Source organism: Empedobacter sp. UBA2044 (assembly GCF_002333005.1).
Classification (GTDB): Bacteria; Bacteroidota; Bacteroidia; order Flavobacteriales; family Weeksellaceae; genus Empedobacter; species Empedobacter falsenii_B.
The window spans coordinates 1-25,070 of the sequence record NZ_DDBA01000068.1 but is presented as its reverse complement, the minus strand read 5'-3'; the positions used below and the strand labels follow the sequence as shown (position 1 = coordinate 25,070).

Genomic DNA, 25,070 nt, shown 5'->3' with positions numbered 1-25,070 from the left:
TGTGCTTACTTGGAATTTTTTAACATCACACACATGAAAAAATATATTAGTTTAAGTTTAGTTTTAATCATGACAATGATAGGTTTTGCACAACAAAATTTATCAATTATGTCTTACAATATTAGATTAGCGTCTGTTGATGATGGCGCAAATCACTGGAATATTCGCAAACAAAAATTGGTTGATTTAATCAAGTATTATGATGCTGATTTTGTTGGTGTACAAGAAGCGCAAGTTCCTCAGTTAGATTTTATCAAACAAAATAATTCGAGTTTAGATTTTATTGGATCTCCTCGAAATGATGATAAAAATGCTGAATATTCTGCTATTTTCTACAAAAAAGATCAATATAAAGTTTTAGAACAACATACTTTTTGGTTATCAGAAACGCCAGAAAAAATGTCGAAAGGTTGGGATGCTTCTTATTATAGAATTATCACTTACGGATTATTTCAAGATAAAAAAACGAAAATACATTTTGGATAATCAATACACATTTTGATAATGATGGAAAAATTGCGCGTCAAAAATCGTTAGAAATGATTGATAATTTAATTCAAAAGTTAACTGAAAAGAAAAACGTTCCAGCATTTTTTATGGGAGATTTTAATATGAATCAAAACGATGAATCTGTTAAATATATTCAAAACAAATATTTAGATACTCGTCTAAATGCGCAAATGGTTTATGGACCAGATTTTACATGGGAAGATTTTAAATTCAATGTAAAAGGAACAGAAATTTTAGATTACATTTTTTACAAAAAGAATTCAAAAGTAACGTGTAAAAGTTTCAATACGATTGATGATTTCTACGATTTCAAATATCCATCAGATCATTTACCAATTTTAGCCAAATTTTTAATTCAATAATAATTATGACAAAATCACATTTGAAATATCCTCTTATTGCAGCTTTATTGTTAAATTATTTTGCCGTAAATGCGCAAGATTTTAAACTTTCGAACAAGAAAATCGAAATATATACAACTGCTAAAAATACGAATCAACGTATCGCAAAATGGACAGATAAGTTAGCTGTAAAAAAGTTTCCACAACCAAAAGAAACAGATATTGCAATTTTTATTGATCCAAAACGTAAATTCCAAAAATTTGAAGGAATTGGAGGAGCTATCACAGATGCTTCAGCAGAAGTTTTAGCAAAATTGCCAAAGAAAGCGCAACAAGAAATTATCAAAGCTTATTATAGCGAAAAAGAAGGAATTGGTTATTCGTTGATTAGAACAACAATAAATTCGAGTGATTTTTCGAGCGATAGTTACACGTATGTAAAAGATAATGATAATGAGTTAAAAACTTTTGACATTGCACATGATTTGAATTATAAAATTCCGATGATTAAAATGGCAAAAGCAGAAATGAAAGATGCTTATCGTTTATATGCAAGTCCTTGGAGTCCGCCAGCTTGGATGAAAACGAATAACAGTATGTTAAAAGGAGGTTCTTTGAAACCTGAATATTACCAAACTTGGGCTAACTATTTTGTGAAATTTATCGAGAATTATGAGAAAATTGGTTTACCAATTTGGGGAGTTTCTATTCAGAACGAACCAATGGCAACGCAAACATGGGAATCGTGTATTTATACAGCTGAAGAAGAACGTGATTTCTTGAAAAATAATTTAGGTCCGACTTTTCACCAAAAAGGATTAAAAGACAAAAAAATTATTGTGTGGGATCATAACCGTGATTTAATTTACCAGCGTGCTTCAACTATTTTGAATGATCCTGAAGCTGCTAAATATGTTTGGGGAGTTGGTTTTCACTGGTACGAAACATGGAACGGAAGCGTGAATTTATTCAATAATGTAGCGTTAACTCACGAAGCTTTCCCGAATGTTAATCTAATTTTTACAGAAGGTTGTAAAGAACAATTTGATTACAATCAAATGGGAAATTGGGCATTGGGTGAAAAATATGGTTACAATATGATCAACGATTTTAACTCCGGAACAGTTGCTTGGACAGATTGGAATGTTTTGTTGGATGAAAAAGGAGGACCAAATCACGTAGGAAATTTCTGTTTTGCACCAATTCATGGTGATACTAGAAATGGACAAGTTACGTATACAAATTCGTTTTACTACATTGGTCAATTCTCAAAATTTATTCGTCCAGGTGCGCAAAGAATTGCAGCATCGTCTAATCGTTCAGATTTAATGACGACTTCTTTTATAAACAAAGACGGAAAAGTTGTGGTGGTTGTGATGAATCAAACAGATAAACCTTATCAATATAATTTATGGATAGAAGGAGAAGCTGTTGAGGTGAATTCGCAAGAACATTCGATTAGCACAATCATTATTTCGTAAAAAAATAGAATAATTAAAGGGAAAATTATTTATAGTAAATTGCTTGACAAATTGACAACGTAAGAAGTTAAAGTCAAGCAATTTTTATTTAAAATAGAAGAAAATGAAATATTTAGTTGCCTTATTTTTAATGATAAGTTATACATATGCGCAGAAAACGATAGTATATGATAAAAAAAATAATTTAGCGTTTGATATTTATTATCCGAAAAACTATAAAGAGAATCAAACCTATAATGTATTTGCTTGGGTACACGGAGGCGGATTTTCAGGAGGAACAAGAGCGGATAAAGAAGAAATTGAACGAATGAAAGATGCTCAAGAAAGAGGTTTCGTAGCTGTTTCTATCTCGTATAGATTATTGGCAAATTCTTCGGCTGGTTTTGGGTGTGATTTGCCAAAACAAGAAAAGTTGATGATTTTTAAAGAAGCCTCTTTTGATGTTTTAACTGCGCTAAATTTTATTCAAAATAATTCAAAAGAACTTAAATTCTCGATTAATAAATTAATTTTAGGAGGAAGTAGTGCAGGAGCGGAGACTATTCTAAATGCTTATTATTTGAGAGATTTATGGTACGGAAATCAATTCAATCAAGTTAAAATTGATGGATTAGTAAGTTATGCAGGAGCGATTGTAGACAATCGTTATGTTACAAAATCGAGTGTTTTGCCAACAGTTTATGTACATGGTTTAAGCGATGATGTTGTACCAGCTTACAATGCGCCACACAGAAGTTGTTTGGATAATCAACAAGGGTTTTTTCCTTTAAATGGTTCTGCTACTTTAGAAGATTTGAATAGAAAATATAGTCAGGCATCTTTTGCTATTTTCTCTAATTCAGGAAAACATGAATGGTCTGGATTAAGAAAGCAATATTTAGACGAAGTTTTCAATTTTATTAATCAATCAATAATTGGAAATAAAAAAGTAAATAATCGAATAATTGTTGACTAATAAAAATATAAGTACATGATAAATTATTTAATGATTATAAATATAAAACAAACAAAGAGCAAAATTTCTTCTGCTCTTTGTTAAATAACCTAACCAACTTTATACTATGAAAAATCTGTATAATCTTTAAACTCCTTTGTTACGAATCACAAATAAGAATTGTAAATTTAGAAATACAATTATTGTTTTAAATTGATGTAGATCAAGAAATAATAATTAAACAAAATGTAGAATCTGATTCAGTTTTAGCTAATGGAACAATGACAATCACTCGAAAATCTGATAAAAAAAACTACAGTGATAAATTTTGAAGGAGGAACAGCTTGTTAATTCTTAAATAAAAAGACAAAGCAATTTGCTTTGTCTTTTATAGTTAGTTTTTGAGGATAAAATTAGAAATGACTTCTACTAATTCTATATTTATTGGAAGTTCTGGGTTGTTGTAAGAAGATAAATCATCTTTTGAAGTAACATTTTTTAAAACGTGATTCATCCCTTTGATAATAACAGCAGATTTAGGAGATAGGTTTTTAGCGTTCTCCGTATCAACTTGAATATCCATATCACCTTGAATCACTAAAAAAGGAATAGTTAATTTATTGATTTCATTTACAGGATTATATTTAATCCAAGAAATTAAATAAGGTTGTACACTTTTACGAAATAATGAAGATAAATTAGGATTAATATTATTTACAGTATTTCCATTTTTCAAAGAATCTATAATAGCATACGATTCGGTTTTTAATTGTTCAGGAAGTAGATTTAATTGTTTTTTAAGTATTTGGTCAATAGATTCTCCTGCACCAGAAATCGAGATGAATTTGTCGACATTTTTTGAAGATGCAAGCATTCCAATTAATGAACCTTCGCTGTGTCCAGCTATTGAAATAGAACCAAATCTTTTATCTTTTTTTATGAAAGTTATCCAATTCCTTGCGTCCTCAACGTAATCATCAAATGTAAGTTTAGACTCGTCCAAATTAGCAATAGAACTTTCTCCGATTCCTCTTTTGTCATAGCGAATAGATGCAATTCCTTTTTCAGCTAAACTATGAGCTAAATATTTCAAAGAGTTATTAATCATCATATTATTGTTTCCATTTCTATCTGTTGGTCCAGAACCAGAAATTAATAAAACAATTGGTATTTTAGATTTTGCATTTTGAGGTAAACATAATGTTCCAAATAATTTAACTTGATTTTCGTTAAGTTGAATATCTGATTCTGTGAAATCATTTTTTGATTGACCAAAAACTGTAGAACAAATAAGTATAAAGAAAAATAAAACTTTTTTCATATTTTTTGTGGTATTAATAATGATAATATTGTGGTTAAAACAATGATAAATAACAAGGTAGCAATGAAAGCAAAAACTTGTTTTGTATTTTTCATGTTTGTAACAGTTTTGAAACCTATGTATAAAAAATAGAGCATTATACACAAGAAAAATATCGCGATAAAAGCTACAATTACAAGTACAATCATTGTTGGAGCTTCGTGCAAAACTTCGAGATTATTTGTTGTAACTCCTTTCAAAACCTTGTCCATACTTTTGTTGACAATTGGAATAAAATCCGTTATGAATACAATGTAATAAGCGATTCTTGAGATTAAAACAACGTTTACAATGTCTATAATTCGTGTTCTGTTATTGATGATTTTTCCTAAAATGTAAAATATGAGGATTGCAATTACTAAATTTCTCGTATTTTGATACAACAAATCGAGATAAGAATAAGAAATTCCATTTTTCTTAATGCTTAAAAAATCAGGGAAAAAAGATTCAGTAATATTGGCGATATAAGTGAAAAGGAAATGCGAAAATAGTCCAATAATGAACAGTATTTTTTCATCGAAATATGCAAATGGATTAAGGAGTTTCTTTATCATTTTTTAGTGTATTTATTGTGTTAACAAATTCATCTGGCTGATCGCAGCTCACCAAATATTTTACATTTTCTAATTCAATAGCAACAAGTTTTGTACGATTTTTTATATTGCATCGATAATTGTCCATAGATCTTCCTATCAAACCATAAATGCCTCGTGCACCTATAATCATCAAATTATTTTGAGATTTTCTTGTAATAATTTTCACTTCATTTATCGGAATAATACTCGTTTTGACTTTTGAAATAAGATAAATATTATTCAAATCAACTTTAATTTTATTTAAAGAGATTAAAAAATAATACGCAAACAACGGATAAATAATGATTGCATAAATCACCGCAACATATACTTCTGTTTCTTTAAACAATATTCCTCCAATTAAGATTAATAATACAATTAAAATAGCAGTTGTAACCTTAAAAAATAGCGACATCGATACTGAAAATTCTTTATTCATCGGACATTGTTTTTATTTTATTAATCAAATCATCTACTTTATTTCGCATGGTTGGATAGCTGACTTCAAATTCTTTTGCCATGTCTTTTAAACTTCCTGAGTTGACAAAGAATTGCATAATAAATGCTTGTTCTTCATTTGTAAGTTTCAGAAATAAAGGAAGTTCATAGTTTCCTACAACTTGTGTTTCGCAATGGTTGCAAATTAATTTTTCGACCGCTAATTCTTCGGCACAGCTGGGACATATAACAGGAAGTTTTTTCATTTGGTTAAATAATATTAAAATTAATTTTAATAAAGTTAAATGAAAGTTTAATTAATTCAAAATTTGAAATCATATTTTTTCAACTTTAATATTATTGATACATTTGCAACCTAAGTTTTAGTAAAATGAATTTTAAGAAATTAGCCCTTGCAGCATTGGCGTTAGGGACAACAGCATATATCGTTAATCACAATAAGAAAAATGTAAAATATAAACCTGCTCAAAATTTTGATTTAGGTGGATTTTTAGGGCGTTGGTACGAGATTGCACGTTTGGAAAATAAAGCACAAAAAGGACAAACAAATGTGACGCATCGTTTTAATTTGAACGAAGAAAATGGGCAATTGGAAGTGATTGTGCGCGGCTACAATGCGAAGAAAAAAGGGTGGGAAAAGATTGAAGGAATTGCAGCACAAGATATCGAAAATGTTGGGTTGTTCTCGACAACGTTTTTACCAATTTTAGCAAAAAAATTATATGTAATTGATTTTGATAAAGATTACAATAATGTATTAGTTGCAAGTGAAGATTATAAAAAGTTATGGATTCTATCGCGTAAGAAAGAGATTTCGGATAAGGTAAAAGACAGATTTTTTGATTCGGCAAAGAAAGTAGGATTTGATCCAAGTAAGTTAATTTGGCCTTCTCAAGTTCCGATTGCGAAATAAGATTATTTATTTTTAAGACATAAAAAAAACCTCGAGAATTTCTCGAGGTTTTTTGTTTTATTATTTTTGGTTTTTCTTTTCCCAATCGATCGGGAAATTACAACTTTGGTATTCTTTTCCAATTTTAATGTAAGCATCACCAACTTGACGTTTTACCCAATCCATCAACAATGTACGTTCTTTATCTTGAACCGCAAATTTCTGAATTCTATAGTAATCATCTTGATAATTGATTTTATGCTCTGGATAAAATTTATTGATTTTTAAGATTCTTAAAGCTTTTCTGTTATCAAAATCATCTTCGAAAACTTGAGAAATATCTCCTTCATTTAATGTTGCAATTGCTGTAAACATTGGTAGAGGCAAAGCCATTTTCTCGAAACGATCGTCACCAGAATTTTGGTTCATGATATTTCCTGAGTTAAATTTTGTGTATTTATCATCAGAAAATCTTAATGCAGCATCTTTAAATGTCATTTTTCCGTCGTTAATTAAAACTCGAATTGAATCTAATTTATTATAAGCCTTTTTTATTTCGTCTTCTGTTGGTTTCAACGTAATCAAGATATGGCGCAAATCTAATTCTTGTCCACGACGTTTTTCTAACTTAATAATATGATATCCAAAATCAGTTTTGAATGGATCAGAAATTTCACCTTCTTGTAAGTTAAACGCCACCGCATCAAACTCTTTTACCATTTTACCACGAGAAACTTTTTTGTATTCACCTCCGTTACTTGCAGAACCTGGATCTTCTGAATATAAAATTGCTTTCGTTGCAAAAGAAGCACCTTCTTCAATTTCTTTTTTGATTTCTTTTAATTGATCAATAATCTTTTGTTGATTTTCTTGCGAAACTTCAGGATAAGTTACAATATGGCTAATCGAAACTTCGTCTTTTACGTCTGGTAACTCACCTTGGTGTTTTTCGAAAAACAAACGAACTTCTTCTGGCGTAGCATCAGCACCTTTTACAACCATTTCTCTTTTGTTACGTGCATAAATATTATCTTCTACGATATATTTAGTTTCGTTTTTCATTTCCGCCATTGTACGGAATCCGAAATAGTCTAAAATTTGTTTTTCTCCTCCAGCTTGAGCAATCCAACCTTCGATTTGGTTGTTTAATTGACGAGTTACCTCATCTTGTGTCACTTTGATTAAAGTATCTTGTTTTGCACGATCAACCAACATTTTGTCTAACATAATGTCATTTAGGAAATCACATTTGTCTTCGACTTGCATCCCTTGTTGTTTTGACATTAAATAATCTCGATCTACATCAGACTCTAAAACAATCTGATCTCCGACAACAGCAGCTATACCATCTACTTTAGCAAGACGTTTTGGTGTTGGTTTTGCTGTTTGTGCAAAAGTATTTACCGTAAATAATGCTGCAATTAGCAACATCATACTCGATTTAAATTTCATATACTTTAATTTCATTTTAATATTCTAAGCTCGATAAAAAAACTTACCGATGAGCAAATTTAACTTTTTTTGTTAAAGTCCAACATATTTTAATTTCCTTTAACAAAAGAATTGATTTTTTAGTTTATTGTTAAGATTAAACTAAGCCAAATGTACGCAAAGAAACATTCCAAGCAGATTCGAAATCAAAAAGATTCAAACCATGTTTTTCTTTGTGCTCATTTGCGAAACTAATTAATTTCTCGGTTGGCATATTTCCGACCATATCACTTTTTGACATTGGACATCCGCCCAAACCTTTTATAGCGCCATCAAAACGACGACAACCATTATCATAAGCGGCTTGTACTTTGGAATGCCATTCGGTATAAACGGTATGAAAATGTGCGCCAAATTCAATTTCTGGATAATGAGGAATCAAATTTTGGAACAAATCAACAATTGTTTTTTCGTCTGCAACACCAATTGTATCTGATAGATTGATTGAAGAAATTCCGATATCCGCCATTTTTTTAGACCATTCTTTTACGATTTCTTCATTCCAAGTTTCTCCATAAGGGTTTCCAAACGCCATCGAAAGATAAATTAACATATGTTTACCATTATCATTTGAGATTTGGTTGATTTCTTTCACCATTTCAAACGCTTCTTCACGACTTTTATTCGTGTTGAATTGTTGAAAATTCTCTGAAATAGAAAAAGGAAATCCAATAATATCCACTTTTTCGTGTTCTGCAGCTTTCATTGCGCCACTTTTATTGGCAACAACAACAGATAATTTCGATTTTGAATTGGTTTTATCAATATTATCTAAAACTTCTTTTGTGTCCGCCATCTGTGGAATCGCTTTTGGCGAAACAAAACTTCCACAATCTATCGCTTCAAAACCAACAGTCAATAAACGATTTAAGTAATCGATTTTCTTATCAGTCGGAATAAAATCTTTGCGTCCTTGCATTGCATCACGAGGACATTCAATAATTTTAAAAGTTAGCTCACTCATTTTTTTGGTTTATTTGCGCCTTAAAGGTAGATAATTTAGTAATTTTGACAAAAATTAAAACGCAATGCAAACAGAATGGAGAGAAAAGTTGGTAACACGCTTTTTGAAATATGTTAAAACTTACACTGAAAGTGAAGCTTTTTTAGATAAATTTCCAAGTACAGACCGTCAATGGGATTTAGCAAATTATTTGGTTGAAGAGTTAAAACAAATCGGTTTAGAAGATGTTTCAATAGATGAAAACGGGTATGTTTTTGGATATGTTCCTTCTACAGTTGATCACGAAGTGCCTACTATTGGTTTTGTTTCTCATATGGATACATCGCCAGATTTTTCTGGAGAAAATGTACAACCTCAAATTTGGGAAAATTACGATGGTGGAGATATCAAATTGAACGAATCAATGATTTTATCACCAAACGAGTTCCCTGAATTATCTCAATATAAAGGTCAAACAATCATTACAACTGATGGTACAACATTATTAGGTGCTGATGATAAAGCTGGTGTTGCTGAAATTGTAACAGCTGCAGAATATTTGATTGCTCATCCAGAAATTAAACATGGACGTATTGCTATTGGATTTACACCTGACGAAGAGGTTGGTCGCGGTGCAGATTTCTTTAATGTAGAGAAATTTGGTGCTGAATGGGGTTACACAATGGATGGTTCTGAAATTGGAGAATTAGAGTACGAAAACTTTAATGCTGCATCTGGAATTGTTACAATCAAAGGTAAATCTGTTCACCCAGGTTATGCAAAAGATAAGATGATTAATGCATCTAATATTGCAATGGAGTTTGCTGCGCAATTACCAAACGACGAAGTTCCTGAATTAACTGATGGTCGCGAAGGATTCTTTCATTTAGCTAAAATTACAGGAAATGTATCTGAAGCAAAAATGGTTTACATTATCCGTGACCACGATATGGAGCAATATGAAGCGCGTAAAGCTTTATTTTTACAAATTGCTGCTGATATTCAAGAGCGTTTTGATCATGAAGTAATTACAGCAGAAGTTTCTGATCAATATTTTAATATGATTGAGAAAGTAAAAGAGAAATTCCAATCTGTTGAAATTGCTGAACAAGCTTTGAAAGATTGTGGAGTTACGCCAAACATCAAACCAATTCGTGGAGGTACAGATGGTGCTCGTTTATCTTTTATGGGATTACCTTGTCCTAATATCTTTGCTGGAGGTCATAATTTCCACGGACCTTACGAATATGTTCCGGTAGAATCTATGGAAAAAGCAACAGAAATTATTGTACGTATTGCAGAATTAACAGCTGAAGGAGCGAAATAATTCTTACAATATATCTTAAAAATAACTTAAGTTTTCTTTTTTGGTTTAAATTTTGCATAATTTCAAATCAAATTAGAAAACTTTTTTTATGAAAAATATCGTATTATCAGCAGCCGCTATATTTTGTTCAACTTTTGCATTTGCGCAAGAAGAGATAAATGTTGGAGATTTTAATATCTTAAAAGTTTATGATAAAATTCCAGTTGAATTAATTTCATCAAACGAAAACCTAGTGAAAGTAGATGGAGTTAATGCGAGCGATGTTCAAGTTGAAAATAACAAAGGTGAACTGAAATTGAAAATGACAGGAACCAAATTGATGCAAGGAGGAGAAGCAACGGTTAAGGTTTATTACAAATCATTATACGGAATTCAGGCAAGTCAAGGTTCTCGCATTTATTCTGATGATGTTGTAAAATCACAAGCATTGTATTTGACATCTAACGAAGGTTCATCTATCAAATTACCAATCGAAACATCAAAATTAGAAGTCAAAATAAATTCTGGTGCTGAAGTAATTTTAACTGGTGATACTGAATTTCAGACTGTAATTGCAAATTCTGGAGGGAAATATTATTCGAAAACATTAAATTCTGATACAGCAAGTTTAACAACAAATGCAGGAGGAGTAATAGAAGCGAGAGCGGAGAAATCTGTAGATGCAAAAACTAGAGCAGGAGGAGTGATTGATATTTATGGTAATCCAACGCAACGTAATCAGAAAAAATTAGCTGGTGGAAAAATTAATTTTAAATGATTTAGAACTTTAACAATAATAGAAAAGCAACGATTAATTCGTTGCTTTTTTTGTTTGATACAACAAGTAAATCAATTCGACATATTTGCTATAACTTATCGTTCCTTCTTGATTATTTGCCTTCAAAAACTGATTATTTAATTCAGAAAAAGTATCGCTCGTAGCGCCTTCATATTTCAAATAATGTTTTAATTCGGCTTTTCTGTCTTGCTTTATTTTAGAATGCATATTATCCAATTCCATTTTCACAAAATACGGATCAGATTTGTAAATAGCGCCTAACAGTGTGTAAATACTTTTGTAATAAAACGAATAATTAATTTCAGGATTTCTAGATTTTGTACCTAAATAATAAGCTAAAAAATTAGCTTCACTTTCTGATGCAAATCCCATTTGGTGTCCATATTCGTGGAAAAGTGTTGCAGGTTGTTTCAAATTTGTATTGTATCTGTTCAGATTTGCTTCTGCCGTAAAAGGGTTATAGTATCCCAAAATACCCATATAATTTTGCATTTCCGAAATCCAAGATAATTTGTATTGTGTATCTTTTAATAATCGATAATTTTTTAACCATTTTACATTATTTACTTGGTGTTGTAAAGCAAAAAATTCTTGATTATAATCTTTTAAATTAGATTTGAATTTTATCGTTGTTGTTGAATCATTGTGTTCGATTAAATTTCTTGCTGATATTGCTTTATCAAGTTCGTAGCAATAGATTTCTTTCAGAATTTTAGGTTGAATAACGATTTTTTCTTTGTCAATAGTTAATGTTTGTTTTTTGTACATCACGCTCCAAGCAAACGTGTAAATAAAATAGATACAGTTTACAAAAATCATAATGCAATAAATTGAATGCGAAACTTTTTCTTTCGATTTGAAAAAACTTCGAATCAATTTAAAAATCAATACAAAACCGATTATTCCAATGATTAAATAAAACAATTCTCCAACAGGAAAATGAACTGAATTCGTAATTTTTGCAATAAATCCTGAAATTGGAAATGTAAGATGATTGACGATGAAATCATCAACGCTTTCGATTGAAAATAGTATCGAAAATAAAATAATTTGAAATAGAAAAATAAGGATACTTCGATAAGTTTTATTCAACTTCTTTAGCATATTGATTAGCGATATAACTGATATAAATTAACTGAAAAGTGTGGTAAAGCATAACCGGAATCAAATAAATACCGATATCTCCCGTAAAAATAACTGCTGCAATTACCGAGCCATGAACCAATGATTTTTTAGTCGAACAAAATTGAATTGTGATATCATCTTCTCGATTAAAATTCATTTTCTTACCAATCCATTTTGAAAGTTTGAAAAAGAAAAAGAATAACGCAACTACAATTATGAAAACTGCCAACAACGGAAGAACGCCTAATTTTATAAATAATCCATCCAAAAAAGTATGACTAAAACTGTTGTAAACAATAAGTACAATGGTTAGTTTATCTAAATTACCGAATTGCTTTTTATATTTATTGTAAAAGAACCCTAAATAAGGTTGAAGAAGAGCTCCGATAAAAACAGGTAAAATAATTTTAAGAACTAAATCCAAAAAAGTTCCTAATAAATCAAATTCACCATTACTTTTTGATAAAAACAAACTCATCCAAAGCGGTGTAACAACAATACCTATTAGTCCAGAAATACTTGCGTTAAAGATAGCACTTGGTATATTTCCTTTCGCAATAGAAACCATTACAACTGACGAAGAAACTGTACTTGGTAACGCGGCTAAATAAAATATTGCGACATACAGAGTAAAATAAATTGGGTAATTTTTTATGAAAGGATAGAAACACAAGACTAATAATGGAAAAAATATAAATGTGATGGATTGAATCAAGACATGCATTTTCCAATTTGCTAAATCTTTAAAAACTTCTTTCCAATTAAGTTTTAATCCATAAAAAAAGAATACTAAGATAACTCCAATATCAATTATTGTATTCAGATTGAAATCCTTGTAAGACCACAAACTAATATCTGGGAAAAAATATGCGACAACAATGGCAACGAATAAAAACAGAATAAAAGGGTCGGGTAATTTATTTAGAATTTTCAAAATCAATAAAATTTAAACAAAAATAATAAATAAGATGATAAACATTTACTAAATATTTAATACTTTCGTTTTAAAGTAGAAAAGGGTATAATGTTAAGTATTTGTAAATTGATTAACTTTTTTTTATATTTGTATTTAAATAACCTAAAATCTATCTTATGAATACGTGTCTTCAATGTAACCAAACTTTATTTGGTCGAAAAGACAAAAAGTTTTGTAACGATTTTTGTCGAAATTCTTATAATAATAATCTTAATCGTGATAAAGTAGAAATTGTACGAAATATTAACAACAGATTAAGAAAAAATAATCGTATCTTAAAAACTTTATTAGAAGAAGGAGCTCGTTCGGTAAATAAAAACGAATTGAGTTTGAGAAACTTTGATTTTAAGTACATTACAAATGTAGATGAATCAAAAAATGGCACAATTTTTTATGTGTACGATGTTGGATATCAAGAGTTAAACGAAGAAAATTATTTATTATTTCAGGAATAAATTTTTATTTTTTTATTGAAAAAAGCGCGTCAACATGTTGATGCGCTTTTATATTTTAACTAAATCTGTTCTTTTTTATACGTTATATTTTATGACTAATTTTTGTTGCGATTAAGTTTAACTTTCTAAAATAACTTAACTTTGCGCCACGATGAAAAAAGATATCAATCAACTTGATCCGAAAGAATTTATTCTGATTAAAGGTGCAAAATTGCACAACTTAAAAAACATTGATTTAGCGATTCCAAAAAATAAATTAGTCGTGATTACTGGGATGTCTGGTTCTGGGAAATCTACTTTGGCTTTTGATACGTTGTATGCGGAAGGTCAGCGTCGTTATGTCGAAAGTTTATCGTCTTATGCACGTCAGTTTTTAGGAAAATTGGATAAACCTCAAGTTGATTATATCAAAGGAATAGCGCCTGCAATAGCGATTCAACAAAAAGTAAATTCTACGAATCCGCGTTCTACAGTTGGAACAACGACAGAAGTTTACGATTATCTAAAGTTGTTGTACGCACGAATTGGGAAAACATATTCACCGATTACGGGAGAATTAGTTCAAAAAGATTCGGTGACAGATGTAATTGATTATCTAAAAACTTTTGTGGCTGAAACTAAATTTATTCTTCAAATAAAATTGGTTGTGCCAGAAGAGCGTTCGTTTGCAGAACATTTGAATATTCTTCAACAGCAAGGGTTTACACGTTTGAGTGTCGATGGAAATCAAGTGAAAATTGAAGATTTAATTTCATTTAATTTTGAACCTCAACCCGAAAATGATATTCATCTTGTCATTGATCGTATCGCTTTGCCAACAGAGGACGAAGAATCTTTTTATCATCGTTTGGCAGATTCTATCGAGACGGCTTTTTTCGAAGGAAAAGGAGAAATAGCGATTGTAAATGTAGAAGATAATACGGTAAAATATTTCTCAAATAAATTTGAATCAGATGGTTTGATTTTTAATGAACCAACTATTCATTTCTTTAGTTTCAATAATCCTTATGGAGCTTGTCCAACTTGCGAAGGTTACGGGAAAGTAATTGGAGTTGAGGAGAATCTTGTCGTTCCAAATAAATCGTTGTCAATCTACGAAGATGCAGTTGTAGCTTGGAAAGGTGAGAAAATGGGCGAGTGGAAAAATCATTTTATCAAACTTTCTCAAAAAGTAGATTTTCCAATTCATAAACCATATTTTGAGTTATCCGAAGAGCAAAAAGACTATTTGTGGCACGGAGATAACGACTGGGAAGGATTAGACGGTTTTTTCAAAATGGTTGAGGAGAATACATACAAAATTCAATATCGTGTAATGTTGTCTCGTTATCGTGGTAAAACAACTTGTCCAACTTGTAAAGGAAAGCGTTTGCGTAAGGAAACGAATTACGTGAAAATTGCGGATAAATCGATTAATGATTTGGTTGATTTACCTTTGAATGAGTTGAATGATTTCTTTACAAGTATTACATTTAACGAATATGATCAGCAAATTGCGGGTCGAATTATATACGAAATTAAGTCGCGTTTAACGTTTTTGTTAGATGTTGGTTTAGAATATTTAACGCTAAATCGTGCTTCGAATACGTTGTCTGGAGGAGAATCGCAACGTATCAATTTAGCAACTTCTTTGGGAAGTAGTTTGGTTGGTTCGATGTATGTGTTAGACGAGCCTTCGATTGGTTTACATTCGCGTGATACAGCTAAATTTATTACGATTTTACATCGTTTACGCGATTTAGGCAATACAGTGATTGTGGTAGAGCATGATGAAGATATCATGAAAGCTGCTGATTATATCATCGATATTGGTCCAGAAGCAGGAACAAATGGAGGTGAAGTAGTTTTTGAAGGAACCTATGATGAATTATTAAAAGGTGATACATTAACATCTAAATATTTGAACGGAAAATTAGAAATTGAAGTTCCTAAAAAACGTCTAAAATCTCCTAATTATTTGAAAATTATTGGAGCAAGAGAAAATAATCTAAAAAATATTGATGTTAAATTTCCTCTGAACCAATTAACCGTTATTACAGGTGTTTCGGGTTCAGGGAAATCTACCTTAATGAAAGATATTTTAGCACCAGCTGTTCAGCGTCATTTCGAGATTTTTGGAAATAAAATCGGTGATTTTGATGAGTTAGTTGGAGATCTGAAACAATTGGAAGGAATTGAGTTAATCGATCAAAATCCAATCGGGAAATCTTCGCGTTCTAATCCTGTGACGTATGTAAAAGCTTACGATGATATCCGAAATTTATTTGCCAATCAGAAAGCAAGTAAAGTGATGGGATTTCAACCAAAACATTTTTCGTTTAATGTAGATGGCGGACGTTGTGATGCATGTAAAGGAGAAGGGACAATTACCATCGAAATGCAGTTTATGGCTGATGTAGAGCTGGTTTGTGAAGATTGCCATGGCGAACGTTTCAAGAAAGAAATCTTAGAAGTTAAATTCGAAGGAAAATCGATTTCAGATATTTTAAATCTAACAATTGATGAAGCAATTGACTTTTTTGCAACGCATCAACAAAATAAAATTGTCGAAAAGCTGAAACCATTACAAGATGTTGGTTTGGGTTATGTAAAACTTGGGCAATCGTCGAATACGCTTTCTGGTGGAGAGGCACAACGTGTGAAGCTGGCTTTTTTCTTGACGAAAGGAGAAACGACAAATAAAACCTTGTTTATTTTTGATGAGCCTTCTACAGGTCTGCATTTCCATGATATTCAGAAGTTGATTAAAGCATTACGTGCTTTGATTGATTTGGGACATTCGGTTTTTGTAATCGAACATAATATGGATATTATCAAAGTTGCCGATTGGGTGATTGATCTTGGTCCAGAAGGAGGGAAGAAAGGCGGTTATTTGGTTGCCGAAGGTACGCCAGAAGAGATTGTCAAAGTAAAAGAGTCCTACACAGCTCAATTCTTAAAAGAGAAATTATAACAGAAATAAAATAAATTATTAAAACCGAGTTTAGTTCGGTTTTATTTTGCGTTACATTTTGGGTGATGATAAACAGGGAAATTGCACGAATTCGCAATAAAACACAATTCGTTTGCTTTTTTATGAAGTGAAAGCGCCAACTCGATTTGTGATGAATTAGAAATAATGATTTCAGGAAATAAATCTACTTTTATAATTTTTCCACTTCCATCAGGATTCACTTGCAATGTGGCCTCCGAATGATCTTGGTAAGAAATTACTTCGATTTTATGTTGTGTACAACAATATAAATACGACATCATGTGACAAGAGGTCAAACTACTCAAAAGCAAATCTTCGGGATTGTATAAGTTTGGATCACCTTTGAAAGTTTTCGCAGCAGAAACTTCTAAATCAGGTTTTCCTTCAATCGAAATGTGATGACTTTTTGTATAAATTCTGGTTGAAGAATCTGTTTGAGGCTCTTTCTTAATCCAATTTAGGGCAACTTTAAATAAATGATTCAAGGCTTAATTTTTATCAAAAATAATCTTTTCTAAAAGAAAAACACAACTGAGAATCCTCAATTGTGTTTTCAAAAAATGTTATAATTTATCTACTATTTACTTTCTTAAATAGACATTTCCATATTTCGAAGAAAATTCTTGCAATGGCTGTTTACCTACGTTTGCTGCAATTACAGAATGAAAATTATCTGATTTTATAGTTTTGATTCCAAAATCTAGATTCGTGTACATCTTCCCAAAAAAAGTTTCCACTTTTATTTCTCCAATTTGTTTTGCATTCATTGTTGCATCTACACTTCCATATGTTGATTGTGCAATAATCGGTGCATCAAAATTGATAACTTCAATTGTTCCATACGTTGATTCGATAGTCGTTTTCATATGTTCAGGAACTTTGATTTCCAATGTAATATCCATTTGTACACCTGTAGAAACCGAAGAGGATTTAATGTCATTTGCATCAATATATTTTTGATAGTCCTCTTTGGTTTGAAATTGTTTTTTCTCATTACCAAAAGTCGCTGTCACCTGATGTGGAATATCTTCTAGTTTTACAACTTTACCTTCGATGGTTTTTCCTTGACTGTTTTTGCTTTCAGTTAAGTTGAAATTCAAGTCATTTTTACCATTATTGATATTAACATTTCCAGAGATACTCACTTCGTTTTGTTTCCATGTTGTGATTTTAACGATTTGTGGATAATCAAATTTTAATGTTAATTCTTGACCTTTTTCAACTGAAAAATTCTTCTGAATTTTTGTTTGAGCGATTGATAAATTTGCCAATAAGCCCACTGCTAAAGATAAAATTACTGTTCTCATAACGCTCTCAAATATATTTTACTATAATCTGATCTGAAAAGGAAACTTGTTCCTCCGCCATTTAATGTTCCTGTTGCTTGATTGTTAATTTTTATCATTTCAGATGATTTATCAACTGTTTCTAATTTTAACGATAATTCAGGTGCAATCAAAATATCACCAAACGAAGTTGTTAATTTTACATTTGCTTTAGATGATTTCGGAATTGAAGCATCCACGTGACCATAGATAGATACAAGCGACAAAGGACCTTTTACATTTTGACTAAATTTAGCATCGATAGAACCATAAATCGTGTTGATTGTTGCAGGTCCTGTTACATTTTCTAACACTACATTGTTGTAACTTGCAGTTGCTTCAACTTCGTTTTCGATATTTTTGAATGTAATGGTACTTCCAAATTGAGATTGATGATTAAATGAAATTGTTACACCTTTTGGAACTAAAATTTTGATATTTGGAGGTGTCATTTGTTGTAGTTGTTTTACCTCGATTATACCATTTTTTTCTACAACATTTATTCCTAAATCAGTGTTGTCCTCAAGTCCTAATGAGTTGATCGAGCGCAATCCTTTTGCTCTTTCGTCATTATCTCGCGATCTTGTTTTTGTAGAAAAAACAATTTCGTTTCCGTTGTAACCTTCTACTGTTACTCGTCCAAGATCAAGGTTCATTTTTCCTTTACTTACAGCTAATTTGTACGTTTTCGAATTATCTTCATTCGCACTTTTCGATTCATTTTGTGCAAAAGTGTACGTAGACATCATCATAAAAGATGCAGCTACCAAAAATATTTTTCTTATCATTTTTTGATTTTTTTGTTAATTATTATTTTCTAAAAAGAACCGCGTACGCTTCGTCTTTCACAAACGGTTTTGTTGTAGGATCCAACACCATTTCTTGTAATTTATTTGTTAATTTCAAACCGATTTGATCGTTATTGATATGCGCAATCATTCCTATTAATTCCATTTGTACCATCGGATCATCTTGTTTCATAAAAATGTCTGTTAACTCTTTTGAAACGTCCGATTTAGGTAATTTTGAAGCAAGCGCTTCGAGTGCATTTAGTCGCACAATTGTATTGTTGTCATTTAAAGCTAAGTGGTATAAACTCTCTTTCAAATTGTGATCAATACTTGGTAAATCAGTTATTTTTGCAATTGCATCAATACGATTACTTGTTGATTCTTGATCATTTAATGAACTTAAAATTTCATTTTTAAGTGCTTCATCTATACCAATTAGTTCTTCTTTTGGTTGAACAATTTTTTCAACTTTTTTCTCTTTCTGAATTGTTACAAACTGAATTTCTTTTTTATTTTGTTCAGTTTTAATTTCAGTTGGATGAACAATTTCTGGTTGAATTTCTTCTACTTTTTTAACCTGCTTTTCTTTTACAATTTCAATTGTTTTTGGTGAATTTACTTGATCATTTTTTAATAAAAAATATCCACCAACACTCAATAAAACAAGCGCAGAAGCAGCAATACTCCAATTTTGAATTCTCCATTTCTTAGGCTGTTCAATTACCAAAGTTTTTTCTTCCTGTTTAGGAATCTCAGCCTGAATTCTTTTCCATAATTCTGCAGAAGGTTCTTTGTTTTCAAAGGCTTCTCTGTTTTTTTCGATATGTTTTTTTAAAGAATCATTCATTGCAAACGGTTTGTTGTAAGGTTTCGTAAATTTTCTTTTTTGCACGATGATATTTACTTCTCACCGTGTTGTGGCTCAATCCCAAAAGTTGAGCAATGTCTTCTTGCGGCATGTCTTCGAACAGAAATAGATTCACAATTGTTCTTGTATCCGTTGGTAATTCTTCAATTGCTTGTTGCAATTCTTCAATTTTACCATCCAACATTTGTTTTTCTTCCATGCTTTCTTCGCTGTCATCAATAATATTTGCTCCATCAACATCAGAAAAATAAACTTTGTTTTTTCGTAAATGTGAAATTGATTTATTAATCGCAACCCTACTGAACCAAGCACCTAAATTTTCGATGTTTTTCAACTTTTGAATATCAGAGAAAAGTGAAATAAAAATTTCTTGTGTTAAATCTTCCGCATCAGAAACTTCTGTGACCAAACGATAAACAGAATTGTAAACTGATTTCGAATAGCGATGATAGAGCTGAGTATAGCCAGCCTCTACACCAGATTCGCACCAATCTAATAGTTGTTTATCATTTATTGAAAAATTTTCTTTCTCCAAAATTTTCAAGGTTTCATTGTTGTTTCTATTGTATAGACGCAGCAAGTTTTTGAATGTTGCATCAATTTTTAAAAAAGTTTTTGAAATTTAACAATTATTGAATTATTCACCCTGATTTTCAGTGATAATAAGTAAAATTAAATTTCTAAAATTATCCTATTCATCTATATTCTTGATTATTTTTCTATTTTTGTTAGACACAGAGTTAGTCGAAATTGAATATGAAAAAAATAGTTATCATCTTATCTTTGGTTGTAGGAGCCAAGTCTTTTGCGCAAGAAATTGAAGTCAAAAATCTTAAAAAACACGTTTATTTTTTGGCTGATGACAAAATGAAAGGAAGAGGAACTGGAAGTGAAGAAAATTTGAAAGCTGCAAAATATATTGCAAAAGAATTCAAAAAATATAAACTTCAACCTTTAGGAGAAGATGGATATTTTCAAGGATTTGAGGCGAAGGTAAAAAAAGTAAAAGTTGTTGACAGTATTCGTTCTGCAAAAAATGTGATTGCTTTTTTAGATAATAAAGCGGAGAAAACGATTGTGATTGGTGCACATTACGACCATTTGGGAGAAGGAAAGCAAGGAAGTTCTTTGGCGAAAGATAGTTATGGAATGATTCACAATGGTGCTGATGATAACGTTTCTGGCGTTGCTGGTTTGTTAGAATTGGCAAGATTTTACAGTAAAAATAAAGTGACAGAACCTGTTAATTTTCTATTCATTGCTTTTGGTGCAGAGGAATTAGGTTTGGTAGGGTCACGTTATTTTGTGAAACATCCAACGTATGATTTATCGAAAGTGCATTGGATGTTAAACATGGATATGATTGGTCGTTTGAACAAAGAATCTGGCGTTTCAATTATAGGTTATGGAACTTCTCCAACTTTCGAAATAATTTTTAATGAAATTAATCCGACTGATTTTGTTAAATTTTATACAGGTTATGAAGGTAGAGGCGGTTCGGATCAAACTTCGTTTTATGAGAAAGATATTCCAGTTTTATTTTTCCATACAGGCGGTCACGACGATTATCATAAACCAACTGACGATGCAGATAAAGTAGATTATGAATCGTTGAAAGGAATTCTTAATCTCGAAAAAGCTGTGATTGAAGGAAGTTTCAAAATTGAAACGATGCCGTTTAGAAGCACTGATAAAACTGAAAAATAATTGATGAAAATCTAAAATTATTTTTTTTCAATCCGTATTTTTGCAACAAATTTCAACGATTGAAAACGGATCTTTTATTAATCACACCACCTTTTACGCAATTAAATACACCATATCCTGGAACAGTTTATTTAAAAGGATTTCTAAACACACTTTCATATTCAACTTTTCAAGCTGATTTAGGTTTAGATGTTATCTTACAATTATTTTCAAGAAAAGGTTTAATTAATTTATTTGAATTTATTCAAAATCAAGAGATTGAATTAGGTGATAATAGTAAAAGAATGGTGATGTTAAGCGACGAATATATCGCAACTATTGATCCTGTTATCCGATTTTTACAAGGAAAAAATTCGACCTTAGCTGATTCAATTATTCAAGATGGATATTTACCAGAAGCTTCTCGTTTTGCAGAAGTTGAAGATTTGGAATGGGCTTTTGGTTCGATGTCTTTTCAAGATAAAGCGAAGCATTTGGCAACGCTATATTTAGAAGATTTATCGGATTTAATCATTGAGGCTGTTGATGAAAATTTTGGTTTTTCTCGTTATGCTGAACGTTTAGGAAGATCGGCAAATTCTTTTGATGAATTGTATCAAGAATTACAGAAAGACCCAACTTATATTGATAAAATTACACTTTCGGAATTAGAGAAATTAATTCAGAAAACGATTCCAAAAATGATTGGTTTTTCGGTTCCTTTTCCAGGAAATTTATATTCGGCTTTCCGTTGTGCGCAATATATTAAAGCAAATTATCCTGAAATTGTTGTGGACATGGGTGGAGGTTTTCCAAATACAGAATTGCGCTCTTTAAGCGATTCACGAGTATTTGAGTTCTTCGATTTTATTACATTAGATGATGGTGAAGCACCAACTGAGCAATTGTTAAAATATATCAACAATGAAGTTGAAGTTTCAGAGTTAAAAAGAACTTTTACACTTCAAAATAATCAAGTTTCTTATATCAATAATCAAACTGTTCGCGATTATAAATTTAGCGAAGTGGGAACACCAGATTATACGGATATCAAATTAGATCAATATATTTCTGTCATCGAAGTGGTTAATCCAATGCATCGTTTGTGGAGTGATGGGCGTTGGAATAAGCTGACAATGGCGCATGGTTGTTATTGGGGGAAATGTACGTTTTGCGATATTTCGTTAGATTATATCAAAATTTATGAACCAATTGCTGCAAAACAAATTGTTGACCGAATGGAAGAGTTGATTGAAACAACTCAAAATACAGGTTTCCATTTTGTGGACGAAGCTGCTCCACCAGCATTAATGCGAGAAGTTGCGTTAGAAATTCTTCGAAGAAAATTGACCGTAACATGGTGGACAAATATAAGATTCGAGAAAAGTTTTACATATGATTTGTGTCGATTGTTGAAAGCTTCGGGTTGTATTGCGGTTTCTGGAGGTTTAGAAGTCGCTTCGGATCGATTGTTGAAATTGATTGATAAAGGTGTAACAGTGGAGCAAGTTGCGGTTGTAAATCGAAATTTTACCGAAGCTGGAATTATGGTACATGCATATTTGATGTATGGTTTTCCGACACAAACAAAGCAAGAAACGATTGATAGTTTGGAAATGGTGCGTCAAATGTTCGAATTAGGAATTCTTCAATCAGGATTTTGGCATCAATTTGCGATGACAGCGCATAGCCCAGTTGGGTTGAACCCAGAAAAATATGAAGTAATTAACCATAGTACTGAATTAGGAACTTTTGCGAATAATGATATGATTCACGAGGAAAAATCAGGTTTAATTCATGATCAGTTCTCGTATGGATTAAAGAAATCATTGTTTAACTATATGCATGGTGTTGGTTTTGAATTATCACTGAATGAATGGTTTGATTTTAAAGTTCCGAGAACCTCAATTCAACCAAATTATATCGAAACAGTTTTGAATAATGAAACTTTTGTAACGTATAAACCAACGCAAAAAGTGGTTTGGTTAGGAGGTAAGCCACAAATAGAATTTGTAACGAAAACCAAAAAAGGAAAAACTTTTGATAATGCTGTTTTACAATTTCATACCAAACAAGATTATCTTGAAATTGTTGTAGACAAAGAGATTAGCGAATGGTTGGTTGATTTTGTTCAATACTTGAAAGAAAGTCCAAAAGCAGTTTCTTATCAACAAATGAAACAAAGTTTTGAAGAAAAAATACAAACTGATTTTGAGATTTTTATTTATTCAAAACAAGCAGAAAAATTAAAAGAAACAGTTTTACTGATTGTATAAACATAAAAAAAACCTTGAATTATTCAAGGTTTTTTTTGGTAGATATGAATTTGTATCATTTTTGATTAAATGATTTTAAAGAATCATCAGAATTAAACATTCTTTGGTACAGAATCTAGTTCTTTAGTTTCTATAATGTTTGGAGCAACTTTTTTTAATAATGTACTACGGATTAGTATCAATATTTTTCATGTTTAATAAAATTAAAACATATATAGATTTTACTTTACTTTAACCAACTCTACACGTCTATTTTTAGCTTTATTTTCTTCTGTATCATTTGCTACCAATGGTTTTTCAGCTCCGTATCCTATAGCAGATAAACGTGTTTTATCAATACCTAAAGCAATTAGTTTTTGCATTACAGCATTTGCACGATCATTAGATAGTTTTTTGTTATGCTTAGCGTCGCCAGAATTATCAGTATGCCCTTCAATTGATATTTTTAATGCGTTATCTTTCTTTAAGGCATTTGCAATTTCAGTTACAATCTCATCACCTTCTTGCGTGATTTTTGCTTGATCAACATCAAAATTAATATATAAAATAGATTTTCCATTCTTAGTCAAATCCTCAGCAATTTCGTCTGCCATTACTTTGGTGATAGTTTGCTTAAAGTCTGTTTCTTGTAGTACATTAAGCGAAGCACCAGCATTGTTAGAAAGGTATTGTATATATACATTTCCTTTATCTTTTGTACGTAATACCCAAAACTTCATATTTTGTCCAGCGTATCCCATATCACCTTCGCCTCCTTTATTCGGATCTTGTTTATTGTAACGCTCATATTCTTCTTTGGTTATTTCACCATCAAACACTTTAACAGCCCCGATAGATTGTAAATAATCAGCCATACTTTTTTCAAAGAAATTTTGCGAAAATTCTTCTCCTTGTTTAGGTGAAACAAAAGTTTTATACAACTTTCCTTCAAAAGGTGTCATAACACCGTTAATAGGAAAAAAACATATGTCAAATTGTTTTACCAAAGGTTTGTTCATTTCTTTTAAACCTTGCGGAAGATTTATGAAAGGAAAATCTCCAATATCAGCTGTTGAAAATGGAATTTTGCTGATGTCAAATCCATTATTAGCAACCGTATTTTCTTGTTTTTGATTAGTATCTACTATAACATTATCCGTTTTCTTTTCTTCTGTTTTGTTGTTACAAGAAACAATCAAAGTAGCTGCAATCGCTACAATAAATAGTTTATTCATCGCTGTTCAAATATTAATTTTATAGTATTATTTGAGATAAAAATACTATAAATTATTATCATACAGTTATTTATTTGCGTAATTTTTTTAATCTTTTATTTAGATCTTTATTAAAAGTCATCCTCTTTTTTATTTTACGAATATTGAATTCATATGCCCTTCGGGGAAGCTCATCCAAAAAAAAAATTGGAATTAAAAGGTGGAGCGCTAGTATGGCATAGGTATTCCTTTTATTTCATGTCACTTTTTTATTAGTTCCTTATCTATTTTAATTATTTTCTTTCATATG

The 25,070-nt window shown here is 30.9% G+C and carries 25 protein-coding genes; 11 read left to right on the top strand and 14 right to left on the bottom strand.

Annotated features, from left to right (window positions below):
- Positions 1–33 precede the first annotated feature (33 nt).
- The 4 genes from B4E59_RS12720 (at position 34) to B4E59_RS12705 (ending at position 3,287) form a co-directional block, all read left to right on the top strand.
- Complete coding sequence (locus tag B4E59_RS12720; protein ID WP_219034582.1) at positions 34–486, top strand: endonuclease/exonuclease/phosphatase family protein; 453 nt, start codon at positions 34–36, stop codon at positions 484–486.
- Positions 483–872 carry an endonuclease/exonuclease/phosphatase family protein gene (locus B4E59_RS12715; RefSeq protein ID WP_349676128.1) on the top strand — a complete coding sequence of 130 codons (390 nt, stop codon included), beginning with the start codon at positions 483–485 and terminating at the stop codon, positions 870–872. The genes B4E59_RS12720 and B4E59_RS12715 overlap by 4 nt, the downstream gene beginning before the upstream one ends.
- 5 nt (positions 873–877) lie before the next feature.
- Positions 878–2,332, top strand: coding sequence for a glycoside hydrolase family 30 protein (locus tag B4E59_RS12710; protein ID WP_291053340.1), 1,455 nt, complete (start codon positions 878–880; stop codon positions 2,330–2,332).
- A 103-nt stretch (positions 2,333–2,435) separates the two neighbouring features.
- Complete coding sequence (locus tag B4E59_RS12705) at positions 2,436–3,287, top strand: carboxylesterase family protein (RefSeq protein WP_219034585.1); 852 nt, start codon at positions 2,436–2,438, stop codon at positions 3,285–3,287.
- A 373-nt stretch (positions 3,288–3,660) separates the two neighbouring features.
- Here B4E59_RS12705 and B4E59_RS12700 read toward each other — a convergent pair whose 3' ends face one another.
- Genes B4E59_RS12700 through B4E59_RS12685 form a run of 4 tightly spaced genes read right to left on the bottom strand, consistent with a single transcriptional unit; the run spans position 3,661 to position 5,905 of the window.
- Entirely contained in the window at positions 3,661–4,587 is a 927-nt protein-coding gene (locus B4E59_RS12700; protein WP_291053337.1) for an alpha/beta hydrolase, read from the bottom strand.
- Positions 4,584–5,180, bottom strand: coding sequence for a hypothetical protein (locus B4E59_RS12695; protein WP_291053334.1), 597 nt, complete (start codon positions 5,178–5,180; stop codon positions 4,584–4,586). Before B4E59_RS12695 ends, B4E59_RS12700 begins: the two co-directional genes overlap by 4 nt.
- Positions 5,161–5,640, bottom strand: coding sequence for a PH domain-containing protein (locus tag B4E59_RS12690; protein WP_291053330.1), 480 nt, complete (start codon positions 5,638–5,640; stop codon positions 5,161–5,163). The genes B4E59_RS12695 and B4E59_RS12690 overlap by 20 nt, the downstream gene beginning before the upstream one ends.
- A complete protein-coding gene (locus B4E59_RS12685) occupies positions 5,633–5,905 on the bottom strand; it encodes a DUF2089 family protein (protein WP_038331614.1) in 273 nt (90 codons plus the stop codon). The genes B4E59_RS12690 and B4E59_RS12685 overlap by 8 nt, the downstream gene beginning before the upstream one ends.
- A 125-nt stretch (positions 5,906–6,030) precedes the next feature.
- Here B4E59_RS12685 and B4E59_RS12680 point away from each other — a divergent pair, with 125 nt between their 5' ends.
- Positions 6,031–6,573, top strand: coding sequence for a lipocalin family protein (locus B4E59_RS12680; RefSeq protein ID WP_219034590.1), 543 nt, complete (start codon positions 6,031–6,033; stop codon positions 6,571–6,573).
- A 60-nt stretch (positions 6,574–6,633) separates the two neighbouring features.
- Here the strand turns inward: B4E59_RS12680 and B4E59_RS12675 are convergent, their stop codons facing one another.
- Complete coding sequence (locus B4E59_RS12675; RefSeq protein ID WP_291053327.1) at positions 6,634–8,004, bottom strand: peptidylprolyl isomerase; 1,371 nt, start codon at positions 8,002–8,004, stop codon at positions 6,634–6,636.
- A 136-nt stretch (positions 8,005–8,140) separates the two neighbouring features.
- Complete coding sequence (locus B4E59_RS12670) at positions 8,141–9,007, bottom strand: hydroxymethylglutaryl-CoA lyase-like TIM-barrel protein (protein ID WP_125350348.1); 867 nt, start codon at positions 9,005–9,007, stop codon at positions 8,141–8,143.
- Between the two features lie 64 nt (positions 9,008–9,071).
- On the opposite strand from B4E59_RS12670, the gene pepT reads away from it, so the two are divergent.
- Positions 9,072–10,313, top strand: coding sequence for a peptidase T (pepT, locus tag B4E59_RS12665; protein WP_115000674.1), 1,242 nt, complete (start codon positions 9,072–9,074; stop codon positions 10,311–10,313).
- Between the two features lie 88 nt (positions 10,314–10,401).
- Positions 10,402–11,070, top strand: coding sequence for a head GIN domain-containing protein (locus B4E59_RS12660; RefSeq protein WP_291053324.1), 669 nt, complete (start codon positions 10,402–10,404; stop codon positions 11,068–11,070).
- A gap of 33 nt (positions 11,071–11,103) precedes the next feature.
- Here B4E59_RS12660 and B4E59_RS12655 read toward each other — a convergent pair whose 3' ends face one another.
- Entirely contained in the window at positions 11,104–12,195 is a 1,092-nt protein-coding gene (locus tag B4E59_RS12655) for a DUF3810 family protein (protein ID WP_291053322.1), read from the bottom strand.
- Complete coding sequence (locus B4E59_RS12650; protein ID WP_291046605.1) at positions 12,176–13,150, bottom strand: bile acid:sodium symporter family protein; 975 nt, start codon at positions 13,148–13,150, stop codon at positions 12,176–12,178. The genes B4E59_RS12655 and B4E59_RS12650 overlap by 20 nt, the downstream gene beginning before the upstream one ends.
- Positions 13,151–13,308: 158 nt before the next feature.
- Here B4E59_RS12650 and B4E59_RS12645 point away from each other — a divergent pair, with 158 nt between their 5' ends.
- Complete coding sequence (locus B4E59_RS12645; RefSeq protein ID WP_038331633.1) at positions 13,309–13,647, top strand: hypothetical protein; 339 nt, start codon at positions 13,309–13,311, stop codon at positions 13,645–13,647.
- A gap of 151 nt (positions 13,648–13,798) precedes the next feature.
- Positions 13,799–16,600 carry an excinuclease ABC subunit UvrA gene (gene uvrA / locus B4E59_RS12640; protein WP_291053318.1) on the top strand — a complete coding sequence of 934 codons (2,802 nt, stop codon included), beginning with the start codon at positions 13,799–13,801 and terminating at the stop codon, positions 16,598–16,600.
- Positions 16,601–16,641: 41 nt separating this feature from the next.
- Here the strand turns inward: uvrA and B4E59_RS12635 are convergent, their stop codons facing one another.
- The 5 genes from B4E59_RS12635 to B4E59_RS12615 form a co-directional block, all read right to left on the bottom strand.
- The gene (locus tag B4E59_RS12635; protein ID WP_291046614.1) at positions 16,642–17,106 is read right to left on the bottom strand and encodes an OsmC family protein; all 465 of its coding nucleotides are present in this window, start codon (positions 17,104–17,106) and stop codon (positions 16,642–16,644) included.
- Positions 17,107–17,202: 96 nt separating this feature from the next.
- A complete protein-coding gene (locus tag B4E59_RS12630; protein ID WP_291053315.1) occupies positions 17,203–17,928 on the bottom strand; it encodes a hypothetical protein in 726 nt (241 codons plus the stop codon).
- On the bottom strand, positions 17,925–18,734 hold the full coding sequence (locus B4E59_RS12625) for a DUF4097 family beta strand repeat-containing protein (protein WP_038330640.1): 810 nt from the start codon (positions 18,732–18,734) through the stop codon (positions 17,925–17,927). The genes B4E59_RS12630 and B4E59_RS12625 overlap by 4 nt, the downstream gene beginning before the upstream one ends.
- A 22-nt stretch (positions 18,735–18,756) precedes the next feature.
- Complete coding sequence (locus tag B4E59_RS12620; RefSeq protein WP_291053312.1) at positions 18,757–19,584, bottom strand: hypothetical protein; 828 nt, start codon at positions 19,582–19,584, stop codon at positions 18,757–18,759.
- Positions 19,577–20,185 carry an RNA polymerase sigma factor gene (locus B4E59_RS12615; RefSeq protein WP_291053309.1) on the bottom strand — a complete coding sequence of 203 codons (609 nt, stop codon included), beginning with the start codon at positions 20,183–20,185 and terminating at the stop codon, positions 19,577–19,579. Before B4E59_RS12615 ends, B4E59_RS12620 begins: the two co-directional genes overlap by 8 nt.
- A 176-nt stretch (positions 20,186–20,361) precedes the next feature.
- On the opposite strand from B4E59_RS12615, the gene B4E59_RS12610 reads away from it, so the two are divergent.
- Together B4E59_RS12610 and B4E59_RS12605 are read left to right on the top strand one after the other, a co-directional pair.
- Positions 20,362–21,312 carry a M20/M25/M40 family metallo-hydrolase gene (locus B4E59_RS12610; protein WP_291053306.1) on the top strand — a complete coding sequence of 317 codons (951 nt, stop codon included), beginning with the start codon at positions 20,362–20,364 and terminating at the stop codon, positions 21,310–21,312.
- 59 nt (positions 21,313–21,371) lie between these two features.
- Positions 21,372–23,567, top strand: coding sequence for a B12-binding domain-containing radical SAM protein (locus tag B4E59_RS12605; RefSeq protein ID WP_291053303.1), 2,196 nt, complete (start codon positions 21,372–21,374; stop codon positions 23,565–23,567).
- 221 nt (positions 23,568–23,788) lie between these two features.
- Here B4E59_RS12605 and B4E59_RS12600 read toward each other — a convergent pair whose 3' ends face one another.
- Entirely contained in the window at positions 23,789–24,781 is a 993-nt protein-coding gene (locus B4E59_RS12600; RefSeq protein WP_291053300.1) for an OmpA family protein, read from the bottom strand.
- Positions 24,782–25,070: the final 289 nt, after the last annotated feature.

What these genes read in the sequence shown, in the direction of transcription:
- B4E59_RS12720 (WP_219034582.1), top strand. Translation starts at nt 34, where the DNA reads ATGAAAAAATATATTAGTTTAAGTTTAGTTTTAATCATGACAATGATA.
- B4E59_RS12710 (WP_291053340.1), top strand. Translation starts at nt 878, where the DNA reads ATGACAAAATCACATTTGAAATATCCTCTTATTGCAGCTTTATTGTTA.
- B4E59_RS12705 (WP_219034585.1), top strand. Translation starts at nt 2,436, where the DNA reads ATGAAATATTTAGTTGCCTTATTTTTAATGATAAGTTATACATATGCG.
- B4E59_RS12700 (WP_291053337.1), bottom strand. Translation starts at nt 4,587, where the DNA reads ATGAAAAAAGTTTTATTTTTCTTTATACTTATTTGTTCTACAGTTTTT.
- B4E59_RS12695 (WP_291053334.1), bottom strand. Translation starts at nt 5,180, where the DNA reads ATGATAAAGAAACTCCTTAATCCATTTGCATATTTCGATGAAAAAATA.
- B4E59_RS12690 (WP_291053330.1), bottom strand. Translation starts at nt 5,640, where the DNA reads ATGAATAAAGAATTTTCAGTATCGATGTCGCTATTTTTTAAGGTTACA.
- B4E59_RS12685 (WP_038331614.1), bottom strand. Translation starts at nt 5,905, where the DNA reads ATGAAAAAACTTCCTGTTATATGTCCCAGCTGTGCCGAAGAATTAGCG.
- B4E59_RS12680 (WP_219034590.1), top strand. Translation starts at nt 6,031, where the DNA reads ATGAATTTTAAGAAATTAGCCCTTGCAGCATTGGCGTTAGGGACAACA.
- B4E59_RS12675 (WP_291053327.1), bottom strand. Translation starts at nt 8,004, where the DNA reads ATGAAATTTAAATCGAGTATGATGTTGCTAATTGCAGCATTATTTACG.
- B4E59_RS12670 (WP_125350348.1), bottom strand. Translation starts at nt 9,007, where the DNA reads ATGAGTGAGCTAACTTTTAAAATTATTGAATGTCCTCGTGATGCAATG.
- pepT (WP_115000674.1), top strand. Translation starts at nt 9,072, where the DNA reads ATGCAAACAGAATGGAGAGAAAAGTTGGTAACACGCTTTTTGAAATAT.
- B4E59_RS12660 (WP_291053324.1), top strand. Translation starts at nt 10,402, where the DNA reads ATGAAAAATATCGTATTATCAGCAGCCGCTATATTTTGTTCAACTTTT.
- B4E59_RS12655 (WP_291053322.1), bottom strand. Translation starts at nt 12,195, where the DNA reads ATGCTAAAGAAGTTGAATAAAACTTATCGAAGTATCCTTATTTTTCTA.
- B4E59_RS12645 (WP_038331633.1), top strand. Translation starts at nt 13,309, where the DNA reads ATGAATACGTGTCTTCAATGTAACCAAACTTTATTTGGTCGAAAAGAC.
- uvrA (WP_291053318.1), top strand. Translation starts at nt 13,799, where the DNA reads ATGAAAAAAGATATCAATCAACTTGATCCGAAAGAATTTATTCTGATT.
- B4E59_RS12630 (WP_291053315.1), bottom strand. Translation starts at nt 17,928, where the DNA reads ATGAGAACAGTAATTTTATCTTTAGCAGTGGGCTTATTGGCAAATTTA.
- B4E59_RS12625 (WP_038330640.1), bottom strand. Translation starts at nt 18,734, where the DNA reads ATGATAAGAAAAATATTTTTGGTAGCTGCATCTTTTATGATGATGTCT.
- B4E59_RS12620 (WP_291053312.1), bottom strand. Translation starts at nt 19,584, where the DNA reads ATGAATGATTCTTTAAAAAAACATATCGAAAAAAACAGAGAAGCCTTT.
- B4E59_RS12610 (WP_291053306.1), top strand. Translation starts at nt 20,362, where the DNA reads ATGAAAAAAATAGTTATCATCTTATCTTTGGTTGTAGGAGCCAAGTCT.
- B4E59_RS12600 (WP_291053300.1), bottom strand. Translation starts at nt 24,781, where the DNA reads ATGAATAAACTATTTATTGTAGCGATTGCAGCTACTTTGATTGTTTCT.